At 67.9% G+C, this 26,263-nt stretch carries 23 protein-coding genes; 12 read left to right on the forward strand and 11 right to left on the reverse strand.

Features of this window, described 5'->3' with window-relative positions:
• Positions 1-192: 192 nt before the first annotated feature.
• Positions 193-921 carry a response regulator gene (locus tag RI032_RS14240; RefSeq protein ID WP_010482825.1) on the reverse strand — a complete coding sequence of 243 codons (729 nt, stop codon included), beginning with the start codon at positions 919-921 and terminating at the stop codon, positions 193-195.
• A 127-nt stretch (positions 922-1,048) separates the two neighbouring features.
• Here RI032_RS14240 and rlmD point away from each other — a divergent pair, with 127 nt between their 5' ends.
• From rlmD to RI032_RS14285, 9 genes are all read left to right on the forward strand, one after another.
• Positions 1,049-2,383, forward strand: coding sequence for a 23S rRNA (uracil(1939)-C(5))-methyltransferase RlmD (gene rlmD, locus RI032_RS14245; protein WP_010482826.1), 1,335 nt, complete (start codon positions 1,049-1,051; stop codon positions 2,381-2,383).
• 30 nt (positions 2,384-2,413) lie between these two features.
• Complete coding sequence (locus tag RI032_RS14250) at positions 2,414-2,899, forward strand: CYTH domain-containing protein (RefSeq protein WP_043402365.1); 486 nt, start codon at positions 2,414-2,416, stop codon at positions 2,897-2,899.
• Positions 2,900-3,010: 111 nt separating this feature from the next.
• Positions 3,011-3,706, forward strand: coding sequence for a DsbA family oxidoreductase (locus RI032_RS14255; RefSeq protein ID WP_322547177.1), 696 nt, complete (start codon positions 3,011-3,013; stop codon positions 3,704-3,706).
• 164 nt (positions 3,707-3,870) lie between these two features.
• The gene (nagZ, locus tag RI032_RS14260) at positions 3,871-4,878 is read left to right on the forward strand and encodes a beta-N-acetylhexosaminidase (RefSeq protein WP_322547178.1); all 1,008 of its coding nucleotides are present in this window, start codon (positions 3,871-3,873) and stop codon (positions 4,876-4,878) included.
• Positions 4,878-5,432, forward strand: a complete 555-nt coding sequence (locus RI032_RS14265; protein WP_005410592.1) for a hypoxanthine-guanine phosphoribosyltransferase — start codon at positions 4,878-4,880, stop codon at positions 5,430-5,432. The genes nagZ and RI032_RS14265 overlap by 1 nt, the downstream gene beginning before the upstream one ends.
• Positions 5,433-5,514: 82 nt before the next feature.
• Complete coding sequence (locus tag RI032_RS14270; protein ID WP_010482830.1) at positions 5,515-6,261, forward strand: S-methyl-5'-thioinosine phosphorylase; 747 nt, start codon at positions 5,515-5,517, stop codon at positions 6,259-6,261.
• An 88-nt stretch (positions 6,262-6,349) separates the two neighbouring features.
• Positions 6,350-6,556, forward strand: coding sequence for a cold-shock protein (locus tag RI032_RS14275; protein ID WP_005410590.1), 207 nt, complete (start codon positions 6,350-6,352; stop codon positions 6,554-6,556).
• 103 nt (positions 6,557-6,659) lie between these two features.
• The gene (locus RI032_RS14280) at positions 6,660-7,928 is read left to right on the forward strand and encodes an FAD-dependent oxidoreductase (protein WP_049481942.1); all 1,269 of its coding nucleotides are present in this window, start codon (positions 6,660-6,662) and stop codon (positions 7,926-7,928) included.
• A gap of 180 nt (positions 7,929-8,108) precedes the next feature.
• Positions 8,109-8,378, forward strand: coding sequence for a hypothetical protein (locus RI032_RS14285; protein ID WP_019336695.1), 270 nt, complete (start codon positions 8,109-8,111; stop codon positions 8,376-8,378).
• 1 nt (position 8,379) lies between these two features.
• Here the strand turns inward: RI032_RS14285 and pdeM are convergent, their stop codons facing one another.
• From pdeM to RI032_RS14305, 4 genes are read right to left on the reverse strand one after another with little or no spacing between them, the layout of a single operon-like run.
• The gene (gene pdeM, locus RI032_RS14290) at positions 8,380-9,021 is read right to left on the reverse strand and encodes a ligase-associated DNA damage response endonuclease PdeM (RefSeq protein ID WP_010482837.1); all 642 of its coding nucleotides are present in this window, start codon (positions 9,019-9,021) and stop codon (positions 8,380-8,382) included.
• Positions 9,011-11,470 (reverse strand): ligase-associated DNA damage response DEXH box helicase, encoded by a 2,460-nt coding sequence (locus RI032_RS14295; RefSeq protein ID WP_241883424.1) that lies wholly within the window; start codon positions 11,468-11,470, stop codon positions 9,011-9,013. Before RI032_RS14295 ends, pdeM begins: the two co-directional genes overlap by 11 nt.
• Positions 11,467-13,074 carry an ATP-dependent DNA ligase gene (locus tag RI032_RS14300; RefSeq protein ID WP_019336698.1) on the reverse strand — a complete coding sequence of 536 codons (1,608 nt, stop codon included), beginning with the start codon at positions 13,072-13,074 and terminating at the stop codon, positions 11,467-11,469. Before RI032_RS14300 ends, RI032_RS14295 begins: the two co-directional genes overlap by 4 nt.
• Positions 13,071-14,069: a ligase-associated DNA damage response exonuclease gene (locus RI032_RS14305; protein WP_322547179.1), complete on the reverse strand. Its 999-nt coding sequence runs from the start codon at positions 14,067-14,069 to the stop codon at positions 13,071-13,073. The genes RI032_RS14300 and RI032_RS14305 overlap by 4 nt, the downstream gene beginning before the upstream one ends.
• Positions 14,070-14,182: 113 nt before the next feature.
• On the opposite strand from RI032_RS14305, the gene RI032_RS14310 reads away from it, so the two are divergent.
• Positions 14,183-15,820, forward strand: coding sequence for an acyl-CoA dehydrogenase family protein (locus RI032_RS14310; RefSeq protein ID WP_134958913.1), 1,638 nt, complete (start codon positions 14,183-14,185; stop codon positions 15,818-15,820).
• A 281-nt stretch (positions 15,821-16,101) separates the two neighbouring features.
• On the opposite strand, the gene RI032_RS14315 is transcribed toward RI032_RS14310, so the two are convergent.
• The 3 genes from RI032_RS14315 to RI032_RS14325 form a co-directional block, all read right to left on the reverse strand.
• On the reverse strand, positions 16,102-16,512 hold the full coding sequence (locus RI032_RS14315) for a hypothetical protein (RefSeq protein ID WP_006461120.1): 411 nt from the start codon (positions 16,510-16,512) through the stop codon (positions 16,102-16,104).
• A gap of 158 nt (positions 16,513-16,670) precedes the next feature.
• Positions 16,671-17,012 (reverse strand): hypothetical protein, encoded by a 342-nt coding sequence (locus RI032_RS14320; protein ID WP_004153024.1) that lies wholly within the window; start codon positions 17,010-17,012, stop codon positions 16,671-16,673.
• Between the two features lie 124 nt (positions 17,013-17,136).
• The gene (locus RI032_RS14325) at positions 17,137-18,312 is read right to left on the reverse strand and encodes a thiolase family protein (protein ID WP_010482849.1); all 1,176 of its coding nucleotides are present in this window, start codon (positions 18,310-18,312) and stop codon (positions 17,137-17,139) included.
• 183 nt (positions 18,313-18,495) lie between these two features.
• Here RI032_RS14325 and RI032_RS14330 point away from each other — a divergent pair, with 183 nt between their 5' ends.
• Complete coding sequence (locus RI032_RS14330; protein ID WP_322547180.1) at positions 18,496-21,336, forward strand: S8 family serine peptidase; 2,841 nt, start codon at positions 18,496-18,498, stop codon at positions 21,334-21,336.
• Between the two features lie 44 nt (positions 21,337-21,380).
• Here the strand turns inward: RI032_RS14330 and RI032_RS14335 are convergent, their stop codons facing one another.
• Positions 21,381-22,478 (reverse strand): Glu/Leu/Phe/Val dehydrogenase dimerization domain-containing protein, encoded by a 1,098-nt coding sequence (locus RI032_RS14335; RefSeq protein ID WP_322547181.1) that lies wholly within the window; start codon positions 22,476-22,478, stop codon positions 21,381-21,383.
• Between the two features lie 278 nt (positions 22,479-22,756).
• Here RI032_RS14335 and RI032_RS14340 point away from each other — a divergent pair, with 278 nt between their 5' ends.
• The gene (locus RI032_RS14340; RefSeq protein WP_322547182.1) at positions 22,757-23,833 is read left to right on the forward strand and encodes an HDOD domain-containing protein; all 1,077 of its coding nucleotides are present in this window, start codon (positions 22,757-22,759) and stop codon (positions 23,831-23,833) included.
• Positions 23,834-23,836: 3 nt separating this feature from the next.
• Here the strand turns inward: RI032_RS14340 and RI032_RS14345 are convergent, their stop codons facing one another.
• Together RI032_RS14345 and RI032_RS14350 are read right to left on the reverse strand one after the other, a co-directional pair.
• Positions 23,837-25,429, reverse strand: coding sequence for a phospholipase D family protein (locus RI032_RS14345; protein WP_049481929.1), 1,593 nt, complete (start codon positions 25,427-25,429; stop codon positions 23,837-23,839).
• 103 nt (positions 25,430-25,532) lie between these two features.
• On the reverse strand, positions 25,533-26,231 hold the full coding sequence (locus tag RI032_RS14350) for an RNA pseudouridine synthase (protein ID WP_322547183.1): 699 nt from the start codon (positions 26,229-26,231) through the stop codon (positions 25,533-25,535).
• Positions 26,232-26,263: the final 32 nt, after the last annotated feature.

Raw genomic sequence — 26,263 nt, forward strand, 5'->3', positions numbered from 1 at the left:
CGGGGCGGTATCGGAGGGCGGGGTGTCAGCCGCATGGATGCGGCTGCCAAGCCCCCAAGGACGGGTTTACGGCGTCCCCGCCCTCCGATACCGCCCCGCCAACCTACGGAATGCCAGCTTTTGCTTTTGCTGTTGACGTTGCCTTGGCTTGAAGCCTCTGCGGGTGCAGGGCGCAGCCCTGCCGGCCAACCCTCAATGCAGCAGGGCCGCCACGGCGGCGCGGAACCCGTCCTGGGCCTGCCCGGACTCCGGCGCATGATGCAGCTGCCGCACCGCGCGTCCCAGCCGTGCCGCGCCGACGAAGCCACAACTGGCCTGCAACCGGTGCAGCTGGCTGCGCAGCTGGCGCTCGTCATGCTGGTCCACCGCCTGCTCGACCGCGTCACGCACGCCCGGCAACTCGGCCAGGAACAGCTCGCGCAGGGCTATCAGGTGGTTGCGCTGGCCATTGAGCGCGGCCAGTGCCGCGGTCTCGTCCCAGTCCTGCACCTGCAGCTCGACCGCAGCCGGAGCCGGCGCAACGAAGATCCCCGCGGGGCTGTTCACCAGCGCGCGGCGCACGGCTTTCAGCAACTGGTCGCGGCCCAGCGGCTTGACCAGCGTGTCGCTGAAGCCAGCTTCACGCAGGCGGGCATGGATGGAGGTGTCGCCGTCGGCGGTATGCGCCAACGCCGGGGTGTCGGGGTGTGAACGGCGCAGTTCGCGCAGCAGCTGCGCGCCATTGCCGTCCGGCAGGTTGACGTCGATCAGCCACAGGTCATGCGCGCCGGGTTCGGCGCTCGCCAGCGCACTGGCCAGTGAATCTGCGGTGTCCACGTCCGCCGGTAACGTTTCCAACGCCGCCTTGAAAAAACCGCGGCTGATGATGTCGTCCTCGACAAGCAGGAAGCGGGGCCGGCTGGCCCGCGGGGTCATCTGCATCAGGGCTGCCTCCATGTCAGCTGTTGCAATCATCAAGCACGGCGGCGGCGGGCGCAAGCGGGTCCGGGCCCTGCCGGTCAGGATCTGCGACAATACGCCCCCATTTTTGCCCGCAGCCTGTTGCCACGTGGCCCGATCCCGCTCCCGCATCGACCGTACCCCGTTCCAGACCGAGATCCTCGACCTCAGCCATGATGGTCGCGGCGTCGCCCGCCGTGAGGGTGAGGGCGGCAAGGTCACCTTCGTCAGCGGCGCACTGCCGGGTGAGGTGGTCATGGCCGAACAGACCGCCCGCAGCCGCCATTTCGACGAAGCGCGCACGGTGGAAGTGCTGAAGGCCTCGCCGCAGCGCGTCACCCCGAAGTGCCCGCACTTCGGCACCTGTGCCGGCTGCGTGCTGCAGCACCTGGACGAAGACCAGCAGATCGTGGCCAAGCAGCGCGTGCTGATGGACAACCTGGAGCGCATCGGCCACGTGAAGCCGGGAACCGTGCTGGCGCCACTGGTCGGCGAGAGCTGGGGCTACCGGCGCAAGGGCCGCTTCTCGGTGCGCCGGGTCGAGAAGAAGGACAAGACCCTGGTCGGCTTCCGTGAACAGGACCCGCGTTTCGTCGCCGACCTCAGCCAGTGCCTGACCGTGATCCCGGAAATCGGCACCAAGGTCGAGGCGCTGTCCACCTTCATCGAATCGCTCGACGGCAAGCGCGATATTCCGCAGATCGAGTTCATCGCCGGTGACCAGGCCGTGGTCCTGACCGTGCGCCACCTGCAGCCGCTCAGCGATGCCGATCGTGCGGCCTGGGCCGCCTTCGGCCAGCAGCATGGCTTCGTGATCTACCTGCAGTCCGGCGGCGTGGACACCGTGCAGCCGCTGGACGGGCAGGGCGTGCCGCTGTCGTTCCGGCTGGCGCCGTGGGACGTGGAACTGGCGTTCCGCCCGCTGGACTTCATCCAGGTCAATGCCAAGCTCAACGAGAAGATGATCGCCCACGCCCTGGACCTGCTGGAACCGGGTGAGGACGAGCGCGTGCTGGACCTGTTCTGCGGCCTGGGCAATTTCACCCTGCCGCTGGCGCGCCGCGTGCGCGAAGTGGTCGGCGTGGAAGGCGATGCCGGCCTGGTCGCGCGTGCGCGTGAGAACGCCGAGCGCAATGGCCTGGCCAACGCGCAGTTCTTCAGTGCCGACCTGACCCAGGACCAGCGCAGCACCCCGTGGATGCGCCAGGGCTTCGACAAGCTGCTGCTGGACCCGCCGCGCTCGGGCGCGATCGAAGTGCTGCAGCAGCTGCCGCTGAAGCAGTTCAAGCGCATCGTGTATGTCAGCTGCCATCCGGGCTCGCTGGCGCGCGATGCCGGCTATCTGGTCAACGAGCAGGGCTTCACCCTGGTCAGCGCCGGTGCCATGGACATGTTCCCGCACACCGCACACGTGGAAAGCATCGCGGTGTTCGAGAAGCGCTGATCTGTCATGCCCATCGCGCATAATGGTGCGATGGGCATCGAAATCGAACGCAAATTCCTCGTCAGCAGCGATGGCTGGCGCGCCGCCGCGCACCGGGTGATCCCGATGGCGCAGGGCTACATCAACGACATGGGGGCGCTTGACCGCGGCACCCAGAACGCCTCGGTGCGGGTGCGCATCGAAGGCGACCACGCCGCGTTGAACCTGAAGTCGCGCACCATCGGCCATACCCGCCAGGAGTTCGATTACCCGATCCCGGTGGACGATGCACGCGCACTGCTGGCGCTGTGCGTGGGTGGCCTGATCGACAAGCGCCGTCATCTGGTCGAGCACGCCGGCCTGACCTGGGAGGTGGACGAGTTCCTCGGCGACAACGCCGGCCTGGTGGTGGCCGAGGTCGAGCTGGACAGCGCCGACCAGGCGATCGACCTGCCGGATTGGGTGGGTGCCGAAGTCACCGACGATGCGCGCTACTACAACGTCGCGCTGGCCAGTCACCCCTATTCACAGTGGTGAACCCCAAAAAGGGGACGGATGGATTAAGTCGTCTTTACCCCACCTGTGCGGGAACCGACTTAGTCCCCTCCATCCCCTTTTAACGAGGGAGGCGGGCCCCATGTCGTGGGGATGAGAATCGATATCTACTCCGACGTGGTCTGCCCCTGGTGCTGGATCGGCAAGCATCGTTTCCAGCAGGGCGTGCAGTTGCTGGGCGCGAACGCGCCTGAACTCGATATCCACTGGCAGCCGTTCCAGCTGGATCCGGATGCGGACGCCACCCCGGTGCCGCTGCGCGAGGCCTACGTGCGCAAGTTCGGGGGCGTCGAGCGTACCGAGCAGATCCTCGGCCAGACCCAGACCACCGCGCGTGCCGAGGGCCTGCCGATGGACTTCAGCCAGGGCCAGGTGCGGGTGACCACGCTGCCGGCGCACCGGGTGCTGTGGCTGGCCGGCGAGCACGGCGTGCAGGATGCGGTCGGCGAGGCTCTGTTCCGCGCCCACTTCGAGCATGGCCAGAACCTGGCCGACCCCTCGGTGCTGATCAAGGCCGGCGTGGCGGGCGGCCTCGACGCCGGCGAAATCGCGCAGATGCTGGCCTCCGACCGCGGCCTGGCCGAGGTCGAAGCCAAGCTGGCGCAGGCCCACGCATTGGGCGTTTCTTCGGTGCCGACCTTCGTCATCGATGGGAAGTGGGCCATTTCCGGGGCACAGCCGCCGGAGGCCTTCGCCAACGCCCTGCGCCAGATCGCGGCCGAAAAGGGCGCTCCGGCAGCGTCGGCTGACGGCGACGAGGCCTGCGGCCCGGACGGCTGCAAGGTCTGACCTGCCCCCCAAAAGGGGACGGAGGGGATCAAGAGGTATCCAGCCCACCTGGGTCGATTGCGCCTTGATCCCCTCCGTCCCCTTTTTCTGACCACTGCGCCTGTCGGCCGGTTCTGCGACAATGCGGCACTGCGCCATGCGGGCGCGCGTTGTGGAGATCGACCATGCTGCTGATCGGCGTTGCCGGTACCGAACTGACCGCCCAGGAACGTGACTGGCTGCAGCACGATGCCGTGGCCGGGGTGGTGCTGTTCAAGCGCAACTTCGCCTCGCGCCAGCAGGTGACCGATCTGAGCGCGGCCATCCGCGCCGCTGCCCCACGCCCGCAGCTGATCTGCGTGGACCAGGAAGGCGGCCGCGTGCAGCGTTTCCGCGAGGGTTACAGCGATCTGCCGCCACTGCAGGACATTGGTGCGCTGTATGCCACCGACCCGCAGCAGGCCTTGGCATTGGCCGAACGGCATGCCTGGCTGATGGCCAGCGAGGTACGGGCCAGCGGTGTGGACCTGAGCTTCGCGCCGGTGGTCGACCTTGGCCGTGGCAACCGTGCCATCGGCAACCGCGCCTTCAGTGAAGACCCGCAGGTGGTGGCCGCGTTCACCGCCGCCTACGTGCGCGGCATGCATTCGGTCGGCATGGCCGCCACGCTCAAGCATTTCCCCGGCCACGGCACCGTGCTGGAAGACACCCACGTGGATACCGCGATCGACCCGCGCGCGCTGGACGAGCTGCGCGCGCAGGACCTGGTGCCATTCCAGGCCGGCATCGCCGCCGGTGCCGACGCGGTGATGATGGCGCACGTGATCTACCCGCAGATTGCGCCTGAACCGGCCGGCTACTCGCCGCGCTGGATCCAGGACATCCTGCGCGGCGAGCTCGGCTTCCGCGGCGTGGTGTTCTCCGATGACATCGGCATGGCCGCCTCGCACAGCGCCGGTGGTGTGCCCGCGCGCGTGCACGCGCATCTGGATGCCGGCTGCGACGTGGTGCTGGTCTGCCACCCGGAACTGGTCGATGAAGCCCTGCACGCGGTGCAGGGACGCTCCCTCAATACTGCTGCGCTGCTGGGCCTGATCGGCCGTGGCGCGCTTGGCTGGGATGGCCTGCTGACCGATGCCCGCCATGGCGACACCCAATCCCGTCTGCTTGAAACCCTTGGAAGAACCGTCTGATGCCCAACCTCACCATTTCCCAGGCCCTGGCCCAGGCTGACCTGCTGGTCGACCGCCCCACCATCGACAAGGCCATCGCTGGTATCGCCGACGCCATCGCGCGCGATTACAAGGGCGAGGTGCCGCTGTTCCTGTCCATCATGCACGGTGCGCTGCCGTTCGCCGGCCAGCTGGCGCTGGAACTGGGCGCGCGCGGCCAGGACGTGCAGTTCGATTACCTGCACGCTACCCGTTACCGCGGTGAAACCACCGGCGGCGACCTGGTCTGGAAGCACAAGCCGGCCACTTCGCTGTTCGGCCGCCGCGTGCTGCTGGTTGACGATATCCTGGACGAGGGCTACACCCTGCAGGGCGTGCGCACCTGGTGCCTGGAACAGGGCGCGACCGACGTGCGCATCGCCGCGATGACGGTGAAGAAGCACGATCGCGCGCTGCCGGACGTGACCGCCGACTACGCCGGCATCGAACTGCCGGACCGCTACGTGTTCGGCTTCGGCATGGACGTCAATGAAACCCTGCGCTGCGTGCCGGCCATCTACGCGATGAAGGAATAACGGCGCAGCCGCCCGCGGCGCGTCTTCTTCTGCCGCCGGCATCCTCGGGTGCCGGCGTTCGTCTTTTCATGGAGTGCTTCGAATGCAACAGATCGCCCTGGCCGTGATCGGCGGTACCGGTGTCTACAATCTGGCCAAGCTTGACGATGTGCAGACCCACGAGGTCGACACCCGCTTCGGCCGCCCGTCGGGCCCGGTGCGCGTCGGTACGCTGCTCGGCCATCGCGTGGCGTTCCTGGCGCGGCATGGCGAAGGCCATTCGCTGCCGCCGCACAAGATCAACTACCGCGCCAACCTGGCCGCGCTGCAGCAACTGGGCGCGCAGCGCGTGCTGGCGTTGAACACGGTGGGGGGCATCACCGAACACTTTGGTCCGCGCGTGCTGGCTTGCCCGGACCAGATCATCGACTACACCTGGGGCCGCATCAGCACGATCTGTGAAGAAGAAGGCACCGACGTGGTCCACGTCGATTTCGGCCACCCGTACACGCCGATGCTGCGCAGCAAGATCCTGGCCGCGGCCAAAGTGACCGGTGTCACGGTCCATGACGGTGGCTGCTACGGCGCAACGCAGGGCCCGCGCCTGGAAACCATCGCTGAAATCGCCCGTATGCGCCGCGACGGCTGCGACCTGGTGGGCATGACCGGCATGCCGGAAGCCGCGCTGGCACGCGAGCTGGGGCTGGATTACGCCTGCCTGGCGATCATCGCCAACTGGGCTGCCGGGTGTGGTGATGGCGAGGAGATTACGATGGCCGAAGTGCTGGCCAACGTGCAGGCGGCCGGCAACGGACTTCCGGAACTGGTGGGCGAATTGGCACGGGGGTGATTGTCTTCCCCGAGCAAGCTTTGCATACTCAGCTTGTGCGCGGGTTCAGCGTACACCACCCATTCATTGCATAAGGTCTCGCATCACCATGCCGAACGGTACCGTCAAGTGGTTCAACGACGCCAAGGGATTTGGCTTCATCTCGCCGGAGGATGGCAGCGCCGACGTGTTCGCGCACTTCTCCGCCATCAACTCCAAGGGCTTCCGCAGCCTGCAGGAAGGCCAGCGTGTCACCTATGACGTGACCCAGGGCCCGAAGGGTGCCCAGGCTTCGAACATCACGCCGGCCGAGTGATCCACTCGACAGTGCGTTGAAAACCCCGCTCCGGCGGGGTTTTTTTTTGTGCGGCATGCCTGCGGCCCGTTCGCGATCCACCCACCTCGGGCACAATGCGTCCATGAAGGAACGACTGCGCATCGCCGTGATCGGCTACGGCACCGCTGGACAGGCAGTGTCCATCCTGCTCACCCGTGACGGCCACGAGGTGGAGATCTTCGAACGCGTGCCGACGCCGGGACCGGTTGGCGCCGGCTTCCTGCTGCAGCCCAGCGGCCTGCAGGTACTGTGGCAGATGGGCCTGCTTGATTCCGTGCGCGCACATGCCGCGCCGGTGCACCGCCTGTATGGCGACACGCCGTGCGAGCGCGCGGTGATGGACATGCGTTACGACGGACTGGATGCGCGCCTGCACGGCCTGGGCATGCAGCGCGGGGCCTTGTTCTCGCTGCTGGATGAAGCGCGTGCGGGTGCAGGCCAGTTGCATGCGGGCGTCAGCATCGCGGCGGTGGATGCCGAGCAGGGCCGCCTGCGCGACAGCGACGGTCGCATGCACGGTCCGTTCGATCTGGTGGTGGCCGCCGATGGCGCCGCCTCGACGCTGCGCGGCACGATCGCCGGCGGTGCCGGGCTGGACCGCGTGTATCCGTGGGGGGCGCTGTGGTGCCTGCTGCCGGCCGAAGACTGGCCGCACGTGCGGGAGCTGCGCCAGCGCTACGTGGCCGCGCGCAAGATGATCGGGCTGCTGCCGGTCGGCACGCGCCCCGGTGATGACACGCCGCGCCTGAGCTTCTTCTGGAGCCTGCCACGCGCCGACTTCGAGCGCTGGCAGGCCGACGGCATGGCCCCCTGGCTGGATGAACTGCATGCACTGTGGCCGCAGGCCAGTGCGCGCTTCGCCCATCTGCGCGATGCCGGCCAGATGGCGCGCGCGGTCTACCGTGATGCGGTGATGACGCGCTGGCACCAGGGCCGCATGGTGCTGGCCGGTGATGCCGCGCACGCGATGAGCCCGCAGCTGGGGCAGGGGGTGAACATGGCGCTGCTCGATGCGTTGGCATTGCGCGATGCCGTTCGCACGCATGGCGGTGGTGCCGAAGCGTTGCAGGCGTACCAGGCGCAACGCAGGGCGCACGTTGCGGTGTACCAGCGCTGGAGTCGTTGGCTGACGCCGCTGTTCCAGTCCGACCGCGACGCCTGGGCCAAGGCGCGTGATGTGCTGCTGGGCCCGATGGGGCGCCTGCCCGGTGGCCGTGGCCACATGCTGCGCGTGCTCAGTGGCACCCAGCACGGCTGGTTCGGTGCGCTCGCACTGGATCCGGCTTTCGTCGACGCATTGGCCACCGCAGCGGAGACACCTCGCATCAACGCGATCACGGCCAATGCGTGAAGCGCGTCGTCACGTGAATTAACGGTTGCCTCACCGCGCATATGCGAGAAGTAGGTTGCACGCGATTGCGCGTCGCCCGTTTTCCTTTCCGTGATCAACATCGCGCGTGGCCCGGGCGGCGCTGCCGTTGCGGCCTGTTGCGGCCCGGACGTGCCGCCTGTTGTTGAAGAGGAGGACGCCATGTTGTTCGCGGTCGAGGAGCTGGAATCGGAAATCTGCAAGCTGCGCGGATTGCTGCAGATGTTGCACGAGGACCAGCCCGACGTACTGGAGGACGTATTCGAGTTCCATGTCGGCAGCCTGATCAGTCATGCATCAGCTGAGCACCACGCACGCATCCGCACCTGCGCGCAGGAGATGCTGGCGGCGATCCAGGCGTTGCCGCGACGACGTGAAGATGACACGCCTGATTTCCGGTTGATGCCGCAGCTGGGCATTCGTCCGGCCTGATTCAAGCTTCCGGCAGTTCCACCAGGCCGCCCTGCACGCAGACGATCATCTGCTCGCCAGGGACGGGGGCAGGGACGATTCCGGCGGTAAACGCGGAGAAGGCGGGCAGGATTGTCGTCCGGTCGCGCAGCCAGAACGCGGCGAAGCGCCGCCGCAGGGGCGGCAAGGCAACCTGCGGATGCAGATGCCCGGCGATCACATGCAGCTCTGCATCAGGCATCGGCTCATGCCGAAGCAGGAACGGCCCCAGCCGTACTTCATCGTGGATCTGGACCTGCAACTGCGCATGCGGCAGCTGGCGGTCGTGATTGCCGCGCAGAACATGCACGTCCAGTGCGGCATTGCGTTCACGCCATCCCAGCCATTGCTGGTACCAGGCAGCGCGATGCGCCGGCCCATGCAGGATGTCGCCCAGGATCCACAGCTCGCGGCAGGCATGCCTGTCCAGCAGCCCCTGCAGGCGTTGCAGGTCTTCGCCGGTGCCGCCGCTGGGCAACGCGATGCCGGCACGACGGAATACATCGGCTTTGCCCAGGTGCAGGTCGGCGATCAACAGCGCCTGCCGCGCAGGCCAGTACAGTGCACGCGCGCCAAGCAGAATCAGCGATTCGCCGGCGCGCAGCAGCGGCAGTTCATCGGCCATGGCGGCGCTCCAGCTGCTGGGCCGCGCGTTGCACACGGGTGCGCCAGTCTTCGTTGCTGAACTGCCCGCGCAGGCGTTCGGCCCACAGTGGAAAGCCCAGCGGTGTGAGTGATGCCGGGTGCTGCACCGAGAAGACCTGCATGCCGATCCTTGCCAGTACCCGCTGCAGCCCTGGGAGGTCCAGGCTGTCGTGCAGCACTTCGCGTTCGGCCAATGCCAACAGCAGGTGGCCGGGGTCATGCTCGCGCAGTACGTCGTAGAGCAGGCCCGCCGAGGCCTGCAGCTGGCGCAGCGACCGCGGCATGCCGCCGGGCAGGCTGGGCACCAGCAGGCCGGCGACGCGTGCGATGCCACGGAACTGGCGCCGCGCCAGCTCGCCCAGGTTCACTGCCGCGCGCAGATCGTCCAGCAGCTGATCGGGGGTGAACAATGCGCGCCATTGCGCCGCATCCAGATCGATCGCCTGCGCCGGTGCCAGCACCAGGCCATGATCGTTCACCGCATAGCCGATGCTGTTGCGCTGCCAGCGGGTACAGCGCAGTGCCAGCAGGGCGGCCAGCGCCTCGTGCACGTGGCGGCCGGCAAAGGGGTAGACGAACAGGAACTGGCCTTCGCGGCGCCGCACCTCTTCCACCAGCAGATGTTCCGGGCCGGGAAGCGCCGACAACTGCTGCTGCAGTGCCAGCAACGGTGACAACCAGCGTGATTCGGCACTGTCGTCGGCGCCGGACAGTACCCACTCCAGCTCACGGCCGAGCGGCATCGACAGCGGCAACTGGCCTCCCTGCCAGCGTGGCACCACACCATCACCGCGCCCTCGTGCCAGCCGCACGAAGGCGGTCATGTCGCGCAGCTGCACCAGTTCCAGCAGGCGCCCGGCGAACTGGAAGCGATCACCACGGCGCAGGCGGCTGGCGAACTGTTCCTCCACGGCGCCCAGGCCACCCCCGCGCAGGAACTGCACGCGCACGCTGCCATCGCTGCTGATGGTGCCGATCGACAGCCGATGGCGCAGTGCCTGGCGGCGATCGTGCATGCGGTAGCAGCCGTCGTCATCGCGCACGACCTTGTGGAAATCAGGGTACTGGGCCAGCGCCTGGCCGCCCTGCACGATGAAGGTCAGTACCGCCTGCCATTGGCCGTCGCCGAGCGATGCGAAGGCGTGGGTGCGGCGCACCTGCGCCAGTAGCGCATCGCTGTCGAAGCCACCGGCCAGCGCGCGGCTGACCGCATGCTGGGCCAGCACATCCAGCGACAGCGTCGGCGGCCTGCGTGCTTCGACCACGCCGGCGGCCAATGCACGGCGCACGGCGGCGTACTCGGCCAGTTCCAGCGCATGACTGGGCACGCACAGGATGGAGCCGCTGGCGCCCGGGCGGTGGCGCGCACGTCCGGCGCGTTGGCGCAGGCGGGCCACACCCTTCGGGCTGCCCAGCTGCAATACCTGCTCAACCTCGGGGAAGTCCACGCCGAGGTCGAGGCTGGAGGTGGCCACCACGCAGCGCAGCACGCCCGCGCGCAGGCCATCCTCCACCTGCTGGCGCAGCGCCGGATCCAGTGAGCCGTGGTGCAGCGCAAGCGTGCCCTGGTCTTCGGGCCAGACCGCGGCCAGCGCCTGATGCCATAGTTCCGCCTGCGCACGCGTATTGGTGAACAGCAGGCTGCTGCGTGCCTGCATCAACGCGTCCAGCACGCGCGGCAGTTGCGCCAGGCCAAGATGCCCGGCCCAGGGGAAACGTTCGCCGGGGTCGGGCAGCAGGCTGCGCACGCCGACTGCGCGCGGGCGCACGCCCTGCACGATGGGCGCGTCGGGCTGCCCGGGCAGCAGCACGTCGCGTGCTTCATCAAGATTGCCCAGCGTGGCCGAGAGCCCCCACAGCTGCAACGCGGGGGCGATGTCGCGCAGCAGCGCCAGGTTCAGTTGCAGCAGCACTCCCCGCTTGTTGCCCAGCAGTTCATGCCACTCGTCCACCACCACGCAGCGCAGCTGGCGCATGCGTGCCACGGTATCGGGATAGCTCAGCAGCAGCGCCAGCGATTCGGGCGTGGTCACCAGCACGTCGATGCGGCCTTCGCGGGCCTGGCGCCGCTCGCGGTTGCTGGCGTCACCGCTGCGCAGGCCGACACGCCATCCCAGTCCCAGGCCGTCGACGACGGCCTGAAGGGCGCGGGCGGTATCACTGGCCAACGCGCGCAAAGGCGTCACCCACAGCACCTGCAGTGGGCGCACCGCGCTGGCCCTGCGGGGCGGTGGCGGTGGATCGACCAGCGCCTGCAGCAACGGCCCACCGAACATCGCCAGCGTCTTGCCGCTGCCCGTGGGCGTATGCAGCAACCCGGATTCGCCGGCCAGGTAGTGGCGCCACATTGCGCGCTGGAATGGCAGTGAGCGCCAGCCGCGTGCCGCGAACCAGTCTTCCAGCCTGCGCAGCGCCTGGCTGCGGTTCATCGCGCCAGCGCCTGCAGCGTAGCCAGCTGATCGGCCTCGCTGGCAGGCTTGTCGTGGCGCCAGCGCAGGATGCGCGGAAAGCGCACGGCGATACCGGATTTGTGCCGGCTGCTGCGGTTGACCGCTTCGAAACCCAGTTCGAACACCTGTTCGGCGCGCACGCTGCGCACTGGACCGAAGCGCTCGCGGGTGTTGGCGCGGATCCAGCGGTCGAGCGCGAGGATCTCCTTGTCGTCCAGGCCCGAATACGCCTTGGCCACCGGCACCAGCGTGTCTCCGTCCCAGACGCCGAAGGTGTAGTCGGTGTACAGCGTGCTGCGCCGCCCATGGCCGGCCTGGGCGTACAGCAGCACCGCGTCGATCGTGAGTGGATCGACCTTCCATTTCCACCAGTCGCCGCGTCGTCGCCCGGTCTGGTAGGGCGAGACACGCCGTTTCAGCATCAGACCTTCCACGCCGCGTTCGCGTGCCACGTCGCGCATCGCTGCTGCCCGTTGCCAATCGTCGGCGTCAACGTCGGGCGACAGCTGGATCCGCACATCGTCCAGCGCACCGATGACCTCAGTGAGCCGCGTACGCCGTTCCTGCAACGGCAGCTCACGCAGGTCCGCGCCATCGACTTCCAGCAGGTCATAGGCGAGCACGCGCACCGGCGTGTTGCGCAGGGTGGCCGCACCGGGTTTGCGGCGCTGGATGCGGGTCTGCAGCGCGGTGAAGGCACGCGGCAGGTTGGCGTTTTCGTCCCAGGCCAGCAGCTCGCCGTCCAGTACGCAGCCATCGGGAAGCGCCATCGCCGCCTGCTCGATTTCGGGGAAGCGGCCATCCAGCCGCTCTTCGCCACGCGACCACAATGCGACCTCGCCACGCCGGCGAAGCAGCTGCAGGCGAATGCCATCCCATTTCCATTCCAGCAGCCAGTCATCGATCGGGCCGAGCCGTTCGGCAGGTTCACCTTCCAGTGGCGATGCGAGGAAGAACGGGTAGGGCTGCTGACGGTCCAGCGGAAGCTCATCCGGCGACAGCAGCTGAGCCAGCAGCCCGGGCGAGGGCACCCACTCACCAAGCATGCGCTGGGCGATGCGTGCGATGTCCAGGCCGGACCATTCGGCCAGCGCCTGCTGTACCAGCCGCTGCGAAACACCTACGCGCAGGGCACCGGTCAGCAGCTTGTTGAACACCAGGCGTTCGCTGCTGCACAGCTGCTGCCAGCCTGCGACGACCGCCGCACGGCGCACTGCTTCGGCTTGATTGGCCACCGCCAGCAGATGTTGTTCGATCCATTCGGCCAAGGGGCGGTCGACAGCTGGCCGGGATGGATCATCCAGCAGCAGGGTCAGCGTTTCGGCCAGGTCCCCCACCTGCGCATAACTGTCCTCCACCAACCAGGGCGGCAGGCCCGATTCCTCGCTCACCCACGCGCGCAGTTCGCTGCTGGCGGCGATCTTCCGGCGTGCGCCGCCCACCTTGCCGCCGCTGAGCAGGTACAGCGCCCATGCCGCGTCATGCGCACGCGCCTGGCGGAAGTAGTCGACCAGCGCCGCACGCTTGTCCAGCGTGGCGGTGCTGCGATCCAGGCGCTGGTAGAGCGCAGCGAATGCCTTCATTCTTCGCTCCCGAAATCGGTACGGAAGGCTTCGGCAGCCACGCCCCGCTCGCGCAGGAACGGAATCAACGCATCGGTATTGCCATGGGTGGCGATCACCCGCTGGGCGCCCGTCTGTTCGATGGTCTGCAGCAGTGCTGGCCAGTCGGCGTGATCGGAAATGACAAAACCGCGATCGACATTGCGACGCCGCCGATTGCCGCGCAGCTGCATCCAGCCGGATGCGAAGCCCAGCTGGTGGCGGCCGAAGCGACGCATCCAGGGCGTGCCCGCAGCTGACGGCGGCGCGAGGATCAGCTGGCCGGCGGCATCCGGCTGGCGGCCCTGTTCGGCCACGGTGAGCGTCTCCAGCATCGGTACGCCGGCGTGCCGGTAGACCGCCACACCATTGGCGATGGCGCCATGCAGCCAGGCCGGGCGATCGTCCAGTGGCCGCAGTTCGGCCAGCACCCGTTGCGCCTTGCCCAATGCATAGCACAGCAGGATCGCCGCTTCGCCACGTTGTTCGCATTCGCGGCGCCACGCCACGATTTCCGCCGCCACCGCCGGCGTGTCCGGCCAGCGGTAGATGGGCAGGGCGAACGTGGCTTCGGTGATGAAGGTATCGCAGGGCACCACTTCGAACGGCGCGCAGGTCGGGTCGGGCTGGCGCTTGTAGTCGCCCGAGGCCACCCAGACCTGCCGGCCGTCGTCGATGCGTACCTGCGAAGAGCCGAGGACATGGCCGGCAGGGTGCAGCGATACCTGTACCTTCCCCAGGCGGAACGGCACGCCCTCGACGTGCGCCTGCACCGGCACGTCACCCAGGCGCCAGCGCAGGATCGGCAGGCTGCCTTCGCTGCAGTGGTACTCGCCCATGCCCGGACGGGCATGGTCGCCGTGGCCATGGGTGATGACCGCGCGCGCTACCGGTCGCCACGGGTCGATATGAAAATCGCCGGCGGCGCAGTACAGCCCCTCCGGGCGCAGCACCACCAGATCGTCGTTGCCTGCCATGTGGTCACTGTGGCCTGCGTCTCGTGCAGAGGGTGAGAACCGGCCTGAACACGGGCTTGGCAGGCGATGCGGCACAATCGGGCCGCAGACCTCTTGCCGCCAGGATGGACCGGATGAGTGGACCCAGCTTCAGCAGCAACGCGCCGTATGAAACCCATGTGGTGCTGAACCAGCCGCCGCCGTTCGCAGGGCGACAATTGTGGACCGACGACGTGGCGCTGATGGAAGCCGTGCAGCGCGAAGGCGCCGCCAGCTTCGCGCCGCGGCTGGGTGTCTATGGTGCACTCGCCGGTGATGAACTGTACCGGCTCGGCTTCGATGCCAACCGTGATCGTCCGCGGCTACGCACGCATGATGCACAGGGCCATCGCATCGACACGGTGGAGTTCCATCCGGCCTATCACAGGTTGATGGACGCGGCCAAATCGCACGGCGTCGCAGGATTGTCCTGGCATGAGCCGCAGCCTGGCGCACACGTGGCACGTGCGGTGTTGAGCTACCTGCATCACCAGGCCGAGGCGGGCACCAGCTGCCCGTTGACCATGACCCATGCGGCGGTGGCGGTGCTGCATTCGCAGCCGCATCTGGCCGAGTGGGCGCGCAAGGCCGCTGCACCGGTCTATGACCCGCGCGACGTGCCGGTGGCGGACAAGGCCGGCATCACCCTGGGCATGGGCATGACCGAGAAGCAGGGCGGCTCGGATGTCCGTGCCAACAGCACGCGCGCCGAACCGATCGATGGCGAGCGTTATCGCCTGGTCGGCCACAAGTGGTTCTTTTCCGCGCCGATGTGCGATGGCTTCCTGGTGCTGGCGCAGGCGCCGGGAGGACTGACCTGCCTGCTGATGCCGCGCCGGCTGGCCGATGGTGACCGCAATGCGTTCCGGTTGATGCGGCTGAAGGACAAGCTTGGCGACTGGGCCAACGCCTCCAGCGAGGTCGAGTTCTGCGGCGCACAGGCATGGCGCGTGGGCGAAGAGGGGCGCGGCGTGGCCACCATCATCGGCATGGTGATGATGACCCGCCTGGACTGCATGCTGGGTGCGGCGGCAGAGATGCGCATGGCGCTGGCGCAGGCGCTGCACCACGCACGCCATCGACGCACCTTCGGCAAGCTGCTGGTCGAGCACCCGCTGATGACCAACGTCCTGGCTGATCTGGCGCTGGAGTCGGAAGCGGCCACGGTGTTGGCGATGCGCATCGCACGCGCGGTGGATCGTGCCGGTGTGGATGCCAATGAAGCGGCGATGGCGCGGTTGGGGACGGCACTGGGCAAGTACTGGCTGTGCAAGCGCGCACCGGCCTTCGTCAATGAAGCGCAGGAATGCCTGGGCGGTGCCGGCTACGTAGAGGAGTCGATGCTGCCGCGCCTGTACCGGCAGGCACCGTTGAATTCGATCTGGGAGGGCAGCGGCAACATCCAGTGCCTGGATGTGCTGCGCGCGCTGGCGCGTGAGCCGGAGGCGATGGCGGCGTTGCGCGGTGAGCTGGCGTCGGTGGCTGATCGTGATGCGCGCTATGCAGCGGCATTGCAGCGTTGGGCAGCGGCGCCGCCACCGGAGGAAGCGCAGGCGCGGCTGTTCTGCGAGCGTACCGCGCTGCTGCTGCAGGCGGCGCTGCTGCTGCAGGCGCGCAGCCCGATGGCGGAGGCGTTCGTGCGCAGCCGGCTGGAAGGGGAGCATGGGCTGGCGTTTGGGACGCTGCCGGCGGGGCTGGAGCTGACGGCGATGCTGGCGCGCGCGCTGCCGTAGGGAATGGCCAACGGCGGTGCCCCTCGTGGTGGGCGCTGATACTGATGGATGGGCCGCGCGGCTAGGTCGCGCAGGGGGCGCCGTGAATACGTCCTTGTAGGCCCGGGCGCGCCATCCATGGCGCTTACGCCCCTGCGCAAACTGCCCGCGCGGCCTTGGACGGTTTCCGTGCCGTCCACCACGGAATCAACAGAAAGAGCGGAGAGCGAAAAGCAGAAAAGCCGCGGCAGTGCCGCGGCTTTTCCAGTAGCGCCGAGCCGATGCTCGGCTGCCGATACACCTCAGTGCTTGGCTTCTTCCTTGGCGGCGTTGGCCTTGGCGTCATTGGCGACATCACGTGCCTTGTCGGCAACCTTCTGCGCGGCGTTGGCGGTCGCGTCGCTGGCGTGTGCGGCGGCGTCGGTTGCGGCGTCCTTGGCCTTGTCGGCCGCGTTCGCGGTGGCGTCTGCAGCCTTGTCCAGCGCCTGCTGGGTATCGGCGGCGGCCTGCTCGGACGCGGCAGCGGTCTTGTCGGCGGCTTCGCGGGTGGCGGCAGCAGCCTTGTCGACGGCGTCGCGGGCGGCAGCGCCTGCGCTGTCGGCCGCCTGCTGTGCGTCCTGCTTGGCCTGTTCGGCTTCCGGGCCCTTGCAGGCGGCCAGGGCCAGCAGCAGGGAGGCGGCCAGCAGGGTGGTAGTGATCGGACGAATCTTCATGGCGGTCTCCGGTACTGCAATGGATGGGGACGCCAGCCTATTCATGCCGTTGTGAAGACGGGGTCGCGATGCAGCGGCTCAGTCGCGCGCATTTCGACAAAAGAAAAAGCCGCTGGCGAACCAGCGGCTTTTCCAGAACAGCGTGAAGAAAGAAGTTATTACTTCTTGGCTTCTTCAGCAGCGTCCTTGGCCTTCTCAGCGGTGCCTTCAGCAGCCTTGGCAGCGTCAGCAGCGGCGCCGGCAGCGGCGTCGGTGGCAGCAGCCCCAGCCTGGGCAGCAGCGTCAACCGAAGCGTCAGCAGCGGTGGCGGCGGTGTCAGCGGCCTGCTGGGCAGCGTCGGCGGTCTGGGCGCCAGCAGCGGCGGCCTGGTCGGCAGCAGCCTGGGCTTCGGTGGCGGCTTCGTTGGCCGAAGCAGCGGCGTCCTGGGCAGCTTCCTGCTTCGAGCAGGCGGCCAGGGCCAGAGCCAGGGACATCGCGACCAGCAGCTTGTTGATGCTCATTGTGTGAATCCTCGTCGTTAGAATTAGGCAACGCGCATGCTGCGCGCCGACAACATGATGACAAGCCAAGATTGGGTGTCAAGCGATCCCGCATTCATTTTTGCGAAATCATCGTTAAATCCATTTAAATCAATTCGATGGCGATAGCCGTTGCTTCGCCACCGCCGATGCACAGGGTGGCAATGCCGCGCTTGCCACCGCGCGTGCGCAGGGCGTTGACCAAGGTCACCACCAGGCGTGCACCGGAGGCGCCGATCGGATGGCCCAGTGCGCAGGCACCGCCATTCACGTTGAGCTTGTCATGCGGGATGCCCAGTTCGCGCATCGGCGCCATCGCCACCACGGCAAAGGCTTCGTTGATTTCAAACAGATCGACCTGGTCCAGCGACCAGCCGGTCTTGTCCAGCAGCTTGTGCAGCGCGCCGATCGGGGCGGTGGTGAACCACTCCGGTTCCTGCGAGTGGGTGGCGTGGCCGACGATGCGGGCCAGCGGGGTGATGCCACGCGCGGCTGCGTCTTCCTCGGTCAGCAGGACCACAGCGGCGGCGCCGTCGGAGATGCTGGAGGAACTGGCGGCGGTGACGCTGCCGTCCTTCTTGAAGGCCGGACGCAGGGTCGGGATCTTGGCGATGTCCGAGCGGCCGGGCTGCTCGTCGGTGGTGACCTCGACCTCGCCCTTGCGGGTGGCGACCTTCACCGCGACGATTTCATCGGCGAACGCACCGTTGGCCTGGGCCGCCTGCGCGCGCTTGACCGATTCGATGGCGTAGGCGTCCTGCTCTTCGCGGCTGAACTGGTACTTGTCCACGGCGCATTCGGCGAATTCACCCATCGCCTTGCCGTCGTATGCGTTGACCAGGCCATCGTGGGCCATGTGATCGACCGCCTGGAAGTTGCCGAAGCGGTTGCCGGTGCGCGAGTTGGGCAGCATGTGCGGCGCGTTGGACATCGATTCCATGCCGCCGGCGACCACGATGCTGGCCGAACCGGCCTTGATCAGGTCATGGCCGAGCATGATGGTCTTCATGCCCGAGCCGCACACCTTGTTCAGCGTGGTGGCACCGGTTGACAGCGGGATGCCGGCAGCGATCGCCGCCTGGCGGGCCGGCGCCTGGCCCAGATTGGCCGGCAGCACGCAGCCCATGAGGACTTCGGAAACGTCGCTGGCCGGGATGCCCGACTGTTCCAGGGCGGCGGCGATGGCGGCCGCGCCGAGGGTCGGGGTCGGCACGCCGTTGAACTGGCCGAGGAAGGAGCCGATGGCGGTGCGCTTGGCGGCGGCGATGACGATGTTGGACATGGCAATCTCGTTGATGCGTAAGCAATGTTCGGAAAGGAGACCGTGGGCCGTTGGAAGCGCCCCGGTTTCCCGGCAGACTGCGTGGGGGTCGGCCCAAGTATAGAGGGTCGGGGAGGGCCGCCGTTGGACGGCGCCGCATGCCTGCCGGCACAAGGGCGGGCCAACGTTCATGGGAAGGAATCGATGAAACGCACGACGACGGTGAGATCTGCCCTGGCAACCGCGCTGGCACTGGCGCTGACGGCCTGTGGTGGAGGTGGCGGGGGCGGCAACGTGCGCATCGATACACCGCCACCACCGCCGCCACCGACTACCCCGCCACCGACGACGCCGCCCCCGGTCAAACCACAGGAGCCGGCTTTCGACGCGCATCTGTCAGTCACCAATGCGCGCGCCGCACAGGCTGCCGGCCTGACCGGTCAGAACGTGCGCATCGGCATCGTCGACTCCGGCGTGCAGCGCAATGCGGTGGCATTGAATGGCCGGGTGCTGGCCAACCTCAACTACATCGATCCGGCCAGAAACAATCTGGGTGTCGATGATGTGGTCGGCCACGGCACCGCCGTGGCCAGCCTCGCCGCCGGCGCGGCAACGGGCTCCTGGCCGGGCGGCATCGCGCCAAAGGCGCAGATCGTGTCGGCACGGATCATTGCCGACAAGCCGCCGACCGACGACGGCAGCGGACGTGGCAATGCATTCAGCGGACCGCTGGGTGTGGCCCAGGTCCACCAGGACCTGATCAGCTACAACGTGAAGGTGATGAACAACTCGTGGGGCGGCCTGTACTGGACCGACCTGCCGACCACCGCGCAGGTGGCCGCCGAGTATCGTCCCTTCGTGATCAACCACGGCGGGCTGGTGGTGTTTGCCGCGGGCAATGATGGCCGCAGCGAACCGAGCAGCCTGGCCGCGCTGCCCAGCCAGCAGGGCGTGGCCGGCACGCTGCCGGCCGCCGATCTGGAGCGCGGCTGGCTGGTGGCCACCGCCGTGGATCCGTATGCGCCCGGTACGCTGGCCAGCTATGCCAATGCCTGCGGCCAGGCAGCCCGGTACTGCCTTGCGGCGCCAGGCAGCGCGGTCTATCCCGATGCCAATGGTGGCAGCTACTACTGGAACTACGGCACGTCATTTGCGGCGCCCTTGATTTCCGGCGCGGCGGCGCTGGTCTGGGAGCGCTTCCCGTACTTCAGCAACGATCTGGTGCGGCAGACCCTGCTGGGCACCGCCAAGGACATCGGCGCGCCGGGCGTGGATCCGGTGTTCGGCTACGGCCTGCTCGACATCGGCCGTGCGATCAACGGTCCGGGCCGTTTCGACTGGGGGGATGTGGTCGCCAACGTGGATCTTGCTTCGACCGGCTCGGCGTGGCGCAACGATATCGTCGGCAGCGGCGGCCTGGTCAAGCAGGGCGGGGGCACCCTGGTGCTGGCCGGCAACAACAGTTACACCGGCGCCACCCGCATCGAACGCGGCATCCTGTCGCTGCAGAACGGTGGTGTGGTCCGTTCCAATGTGACCATTCTCGGCCAGTCCGATCCGGATTCGACCGGCCTGCAGTTCAATGGCGGCACGCCCCGCGTGATCGGCAATGTGGTCAACGGCAGCAGCGTGTTCCTCACCACCGGCAACACCACCGGCACGATCGAGGGCAACTACACCCAGCAGGCCGGTGCACAGCTGATGATCGCACTGGGCGCCAATGCGCTGCAGGTCACCGGCAATGCCGCGATCGACGGTGGCGTGCGCGTGCATGGCTTCGTTTCCGGCTACGTGCCGCAGAACGGCAGCCGCCAGGACCTGATCCACGCGGCAGGCGGACTCAGTGGCACCTTCAGTACGCCGGCTACCTCCAGTGGCCTGCAGGGGCTGTCGTTGCTGCAGAGCAGTTACGGCTACGACAGCAACAACGCCTGGTTGAACCTGACCCAGGTCAGCGTCACCGCAGCGGCCAGCGGCCTGGGGGCGTCCGCCCAGGCGGCAGCACAGCGCCTGGAAGGTGCATTCGCAGCACTCGACAAAAACGCAGGGCTGCAGGGATCGGCCTTTGGTGCAGCGGCCGGCGCCCTGCAGTGGACCGGCGGTGGCCCGCAGGGCCTGGCCGCCAGCCTGCAGAGCCTGTCCGGTCAAGCGCACGCCCGTGCCGAAGCGGCGACCTTCGACAGCATCGACATGTCGCGGCGTGCGATCGCCGAGCGCTTCGATCGTGTACAGGCCGCACCGCGCCTGCGCGGTAGCTGGCAGAGCGCGCTGGGTGAGGCGGGGCAGGGCAGCTTCGCCGGCAACGCCGCCGACAGCCGGGGCTGGATGGCCGGCCAGGATCTGCCACTGGGCAGCAACGGCCTGATGGGCGTGGCGTTTGGCGAGACCCGAAGTAATGGTGGCAGCAGTTTCGGCGGCGATCGTGGGCGTGATCGCCAGGCGCAGGCGCAGCTGTACGCGGGCTGGAATCTGGGGCGTGGCTACGCGCTGGCCCAGGTCGGCAGCGGCCAGTTCACCCGCGCGCTGGATCGTCAGCTGCTGCTCGGTGCGGGTGCCTATGGCGTCTCTGCGCGGTATGGCGGCCGTTTCAGCAGTGCCAGCGTGGAGGGCGGGTACCGGCTGGGGCGTGCAGGCGCATCGTTGACGCCCTACGTCGGCGCCAGCACCACGCGCGTGGATACCGACGCCTTCAATGAGCTCGGCGGCTTCGGTTTCGGCCTGCGGGGTGATGCCAATCGCGTGCAGCGCAGCCAGATGCTGGCCGGTATCCGCGGCGAGCGTGCCTGGGGGCGTTGGACGCTGCGTGGGCATGCCGAATGGCAGCAACGGATTGATGGTGCGGATGCGGACTGGCAGGCCAGTTTCGTCGGCGTCGATGCCTGGGCACCGCTGGCGGGCTGGAACGCGCCGCGCGGCAGTGCGCTGATCGGCGTGGCGCTGGAATCGTGGTGGGGCCGCAATGGCCGCCTGAGCCTGGGCTTCGACCAGCGCGTCGGTGGCGAAGGTGCGCGGCAGGCAGCCTTGCGCTACAGCACCGGCTTCTGAAGGACAGGTCGCGCCGGGTCATGCCCGGCGCGACGTCGGCTGGCTCAGCCGCCGCGCAGGTTGCCCAGGCGCGGGGTGCTGCGGCCCAGCGGCATCTTCAGCTTGCCGATCGACAGGATGCGGCTCTCGGCGATGCGGTCGGCGGCACGCTGCGGCGCGATGTTCTCGCGCTGCGACAGTTCGAAGATGCGGGTGAGGTTGTGGTAGATGCTGCGGATCAGGCGCATCGCGCGTTCGCGGTTGTAACCGTCGATCTCCAGCGACACGTTCATCACGCCGCCGGCATTGACCGCATAGTCCGGTGCATACAGGATGCCGCGCGCATGCAGCTCGTCGCCGATCTCCAGGCTCGACAGTTGGTTGTTGGCGGTGCCGCAGATGATCTTCGCCTTGATCCGCGGCAGGGTGTCGGCGTTGATCGCGCCTTCCAGCGCGCACGGTGCGAACACGTCGGCGTTCACTTCATGGATCTCATCCGGCTTGACTGCTTCGGCACCGAAATCGCTGACCGCGCGATCAACCAGCGCGCTGTCCAGGTCGGTGACGTAGAGCTTGGCGCCGCGGTCGCGCAGCAGCTTCACCAGTTCCATGCCGATGTGGCCCAGGCCCTGCACAGCGATGCTGGTCTTGCCCACTTCCTCATGGCCGAACTTGAAGCGCATCGACGCCATCAGTGCCTGCAGCGCACCGTAGGCGGTGAACGGAGCGGGATCGCCGGAGCCACCATGGACCTGGTGCACGCCGGTCACGAACTGGCTTTCCAGGTAGATGTTCTCCATGTCGTTGACGTCGGTGCCGACGTCCTCGGCAGTGATGTAGCGCCCGCCCAGGGAATCGACATAACGGCCGAAGGCACGGAACAGCACCTCGGTCTTGTCCACTTTGGGGTCGCCGATGATCACCGCCTTGCCGCCACCTACGTTGAGGCCGGCCAGTGCATTCTTGTAGGTCATCGTCCGGCTCAGCCGTAGCGCATCGGCCACCGCCTCGTCGGTGCTGGCGTAGGGGCGCATGCGCACGCCGCCCAAGGCCGGGCCGAGGGTGGTGTTGTGGATGGCGATGATCGCCTTCAGGCCGGCGTCGTGGTTGTGGCAGAACACCACCTGTTCGTGGCCGGTGGTGGCGAGGGTTTCGAATAGCATGGCGTCTCCGATGGCGCGATCAGCGGCGAACTGCAGCGAACGGCCAGTGAACGGTAGGGTCCCAAAACAAAAAAAGCGACGTCGTCGGTGCAGGGGGACGGGTCGCGCGGCGCCATTCTAGTCCATTCCCCCGGCCGGTGCCGTCGACATCGGCGGCCTTCCGGTTAAAGAAGATGAAAGTGCGGCCGATGCTGCGACGACGGCGGGTGGCCGGATTCGCGTGAAGAGGCAGGGCGGTCAGTGACGGCAAGGGCACCACAACGACAGGGCGGGCGGCGATGACGCCGGCCTGGTGGCGATCGCTGCGCGGCTGGCTGGCGCGCTCGACCGGGGCCGCGCCGTCCCGGTTGGCGGCGGTGTCGCGACAGGCGGTGGCGGCGGCTGCGGCCAGCCTGCAGGGTGAGACGCTGCCTTCGGCCGAGATCGCTGCACATCTGCAGCGCGGCCTGCATGCGCTGGCCCTGTACCCGCGCCTGGCCGGTGAATCCACGCCGGTGCAGGCCGCGGGACTGGGCGAGGCGGTGGCGCGCGCGCTGCAGGACCGGGACTGGGCGGCCCGTCAGTTGCCGCGCCGCCCGCAGCTGCTGCCGCAGCTGATCCAGACGGTCAACGACGATGCGGCATCGGCGCGGGTGATGGCGGCGATCATCGGCCAGGACCCGGTGCTGACCGGCAACCTGCTGCGCATCGCCAACAGCCCGGCCTACAAGGTGCACGAGCGCCCAGTGGAAAGCCTGCAGCGGGCGGTGACACTGGTCGGAACCGAAGGCGTGCGACAGATCATCAGCGCGGTGCTGGTACAGCCGGTGATGCAGGTGCAGTGCGAGGTGTTTCCGCAGTTCAGCACGATCATCTGGGAGCACGCGCTGCTGGCTTCGCGCGCAGCCGCTGACCACGCGCGCACGGTCACCTTCGGCGATGCCTTCGCCGCCCAGTGGCTGGGCCTGGTACAGGGGCTGGGGGCCGCACTGGTGATGCGCCAGCTGCTGCAGGAAGCGCAGGCACGCGATGAGACGGTGGAGCCGGCGCTGGCGCTGCAGCTGCTCCAGCAGTGGTCGCTGCCGTTGGCGCAACGCGTGGCTGCGGCCTGGGAGCTGCCCGAGCCGGTGCACCAGGCACTGGCGCCCGAGGCGGATGGCCCGCTGGCTGACAGCCTGCGCCTGGCCAGTGCGGCCGCAGCGGCCAGCCTGCTGTGCCGGCATGGACATGCCAGCCAGAGCCGCATGCTGGCCCTGCTCGAACAGTTGCCTTCGGCGCCGCCGCATGCCCTGCGCTGGATCTGGCGGCGCCTGCACGGGCGCAGCGTGGAAACACGCGATGACGCTGGACAGGAAGAGGCGGGTCCGGCGCCCTGAGCGTTACAGCTGCGATTCCACCGGCAGCCAGCTGATCACCCGCGACAACCAGCGCTTGCGCGCCGTTGCCCCTGGCTCGGCCTCCACCCAGTGTGGTGGTGGTTCACGCTCCAGCCAGCGCAACCGGTGACGGTCGTCCAGCGCCAGCCACCAGCTGTGCCTGGGATCGGCCAGGCGCAGGTACTCGTCCCGCAGCTGTGCGCCCAGTACCGGATCGTCGAACAGCACGCCCATTTCAGTGTTCAGATAGGCCGAGCGCGGGTCGAGGTTGAACGAACCGACGAAACCGCGGCGGTCGTCGACCAGGAACGCCTTGGTATGCAGGCTCGCGCCGCTGCTGCCGAACACGCCGGCATCGGCGGACTGCCCCTGCGCTTTCAGTTCGTACACGTGGACGCCAGCTTCGAGCAATGGCACGCGGTAGCCCATGTAGCCACCGTGCACGGCGGCAACGTCATTGGCGGCCAGTGAGTTGGTGACCACGCCGACCTGCACGCCCCGCCCGGCCATGGCCGAAAAGCCATCCAGGCCTTCGTTGCCGGGTACGAAGTAGGGCGAGATCAACAGGACCTTGTGCCGGGCGGCCTGCAGCTCACTGATCAGGGTCGACACCAGCCAGGCAGCGCGATCGTCCTTGCGGTGCTTCATCGGCGGGTCCGACACGATGCGCACTGCACCGCTCCAATGTAGCGGCTCAGGGCTTGGGCGCTGCCGTTTGCGCGATTCGGCCACGCGCGCAAGGTAGGGCCGGGCCACGTCGCGCTGCGCTTCGTGATCCGATTCGCGGACCAGCAGGCGCAGCTGTGCATCGGTATGGAAGGCAAGCGCCGATACCGGTATGGCCGCTTCACTGTTCCAGTAGTCGTCGAAGATGCGGTTGGCCTGCTCCACGGCGGGGCCGGCAACCAGCAGATCCAGGTCCTGGAAATTCACATCGGTGCGTGCGCTGAAGTACTCCTCGCCGATGTTGCGGCCACCGACGATCGCGACTCGGCCGTCGGCAATCCAACTCTTGTTGTGCATGCGGTGGTTCACGCTGAAAGCGCGCTGCACCAGTTCCAGCGTGCGCGCGATGCCGCTGCGGTTTCGGAACGGGTTGTAGAGGCGGATTTCAATGTTCGGGTGCCGGTCCAGCGCCATCATCAGCGCGTCCTTGTCCTGGGCGTTCATGTCGTCAAGCAGGATGCGCACGCGCACACCGCGCTCGGCGGCGTCGTACAGCGCCTTGGCCATCAGGTGGCCGATCAGGTCGTCGTGCCAGATGTAGTACTGCAGGTCCAGGCTGCGGCCTGCGTGCGTGGTGATCATCGCGCGTGCGGCGAAGGCATCCATGCCATCACTGAGGAACGCCACGCCGGACTGTCCGGGGTGTGCGTCCTGCAGCGGCACGATTTCCTGGTCGATGCGGGTCTGCGCCGGCTGCAGTGGCAGCACATGCGAGGGTGCGCCCTGCGCCCGTGGCGTGAGATGGTCGGCCAGCAGCAGCCCGGACAGGACCAGCAGCAACAGCGCGGCGAGGATGATTGCAGCGACGCGCAGCAGGCGTCGCCACAGGGGCTTGGGCAGGCTCATGCCCCGATGGTAGAGCCACGCCATGCGTGGATGAAAGCCAACAGATTCATTGCAGTAGATCCACGCCATGCGTGGATGCCTTCTTCAGGCAATGTCACGCCATGCGCGGATGACTGGAACTTCGCGGTCAGAACCGCTCGTCGCTGCCCAGGTAACGCCACTGCCGCGCGGGCAGCGGTCCCAGTGCCACACGGCCAATGCGTAGCCGGCGCACGGCCGTCACCTGCAGGCCGGCAGCGGTGACCGCCACGCGCAGGCCCTTGGCCGTCAGGCCCTTGCCCGCGAAGCGCAGGCGCTGCTCGCTCTGCCAGCTGACCTTGGCGCCGCCCGATTCCTGCTGCAGCCGCGCCATCAGCCACGGGCCGCGCTCGGGCCCGCCTTCGGCCACATCAATCAGGTATTCCTGTTCGGTGCGGCCCAGATTGCGCTGCAGATGGGCCAGCGTGGCCGGATCCTGGCTGACCACCACCAGGCCGCTGTCGCTGGCCGGAAGCGAGGCGGCCAGCTGCAGTCCGTGGAAGTGGCGCTGCAGCGGACGGATGTCGCTGGCGTCGAGTTCGCTGCGGCTGTCACTGCTGACCAGCGCGCACAGGGTTTCGGCGGCAACGCCAGCCGGTTTGTGCAGCAGCATGCTGACCCGCTCGGCCTTTTCATCGCTGGCCTGCTCGGCCACGACGATCACCGCGCTGTCATCGACCGGACGCTGTGGCTGTTCCACCACGTCGCCGTTGACCGTGACCCAGCCGCCTTCGATGTAGCGTCGCGCCTCGCCGCGTGGGATGCCGAGCAGAGCGGACAGGCGTTTGTCGAGACGGATCGGTTCCATGGCGGAAAGGTCAGGCAGGGGGCGCGCAGTGT

The sequence above is a fragment of the Stenotrophomonas geniculata genome (assembly GCF_034508895.1).
Lineage (GTDB): Bacteria > Pseudomonadota > Gammaproteobacteria > Xanthomonadales > Xanthomonadaceae > Stenotrophomonas > Stenotrophomonas geniculata.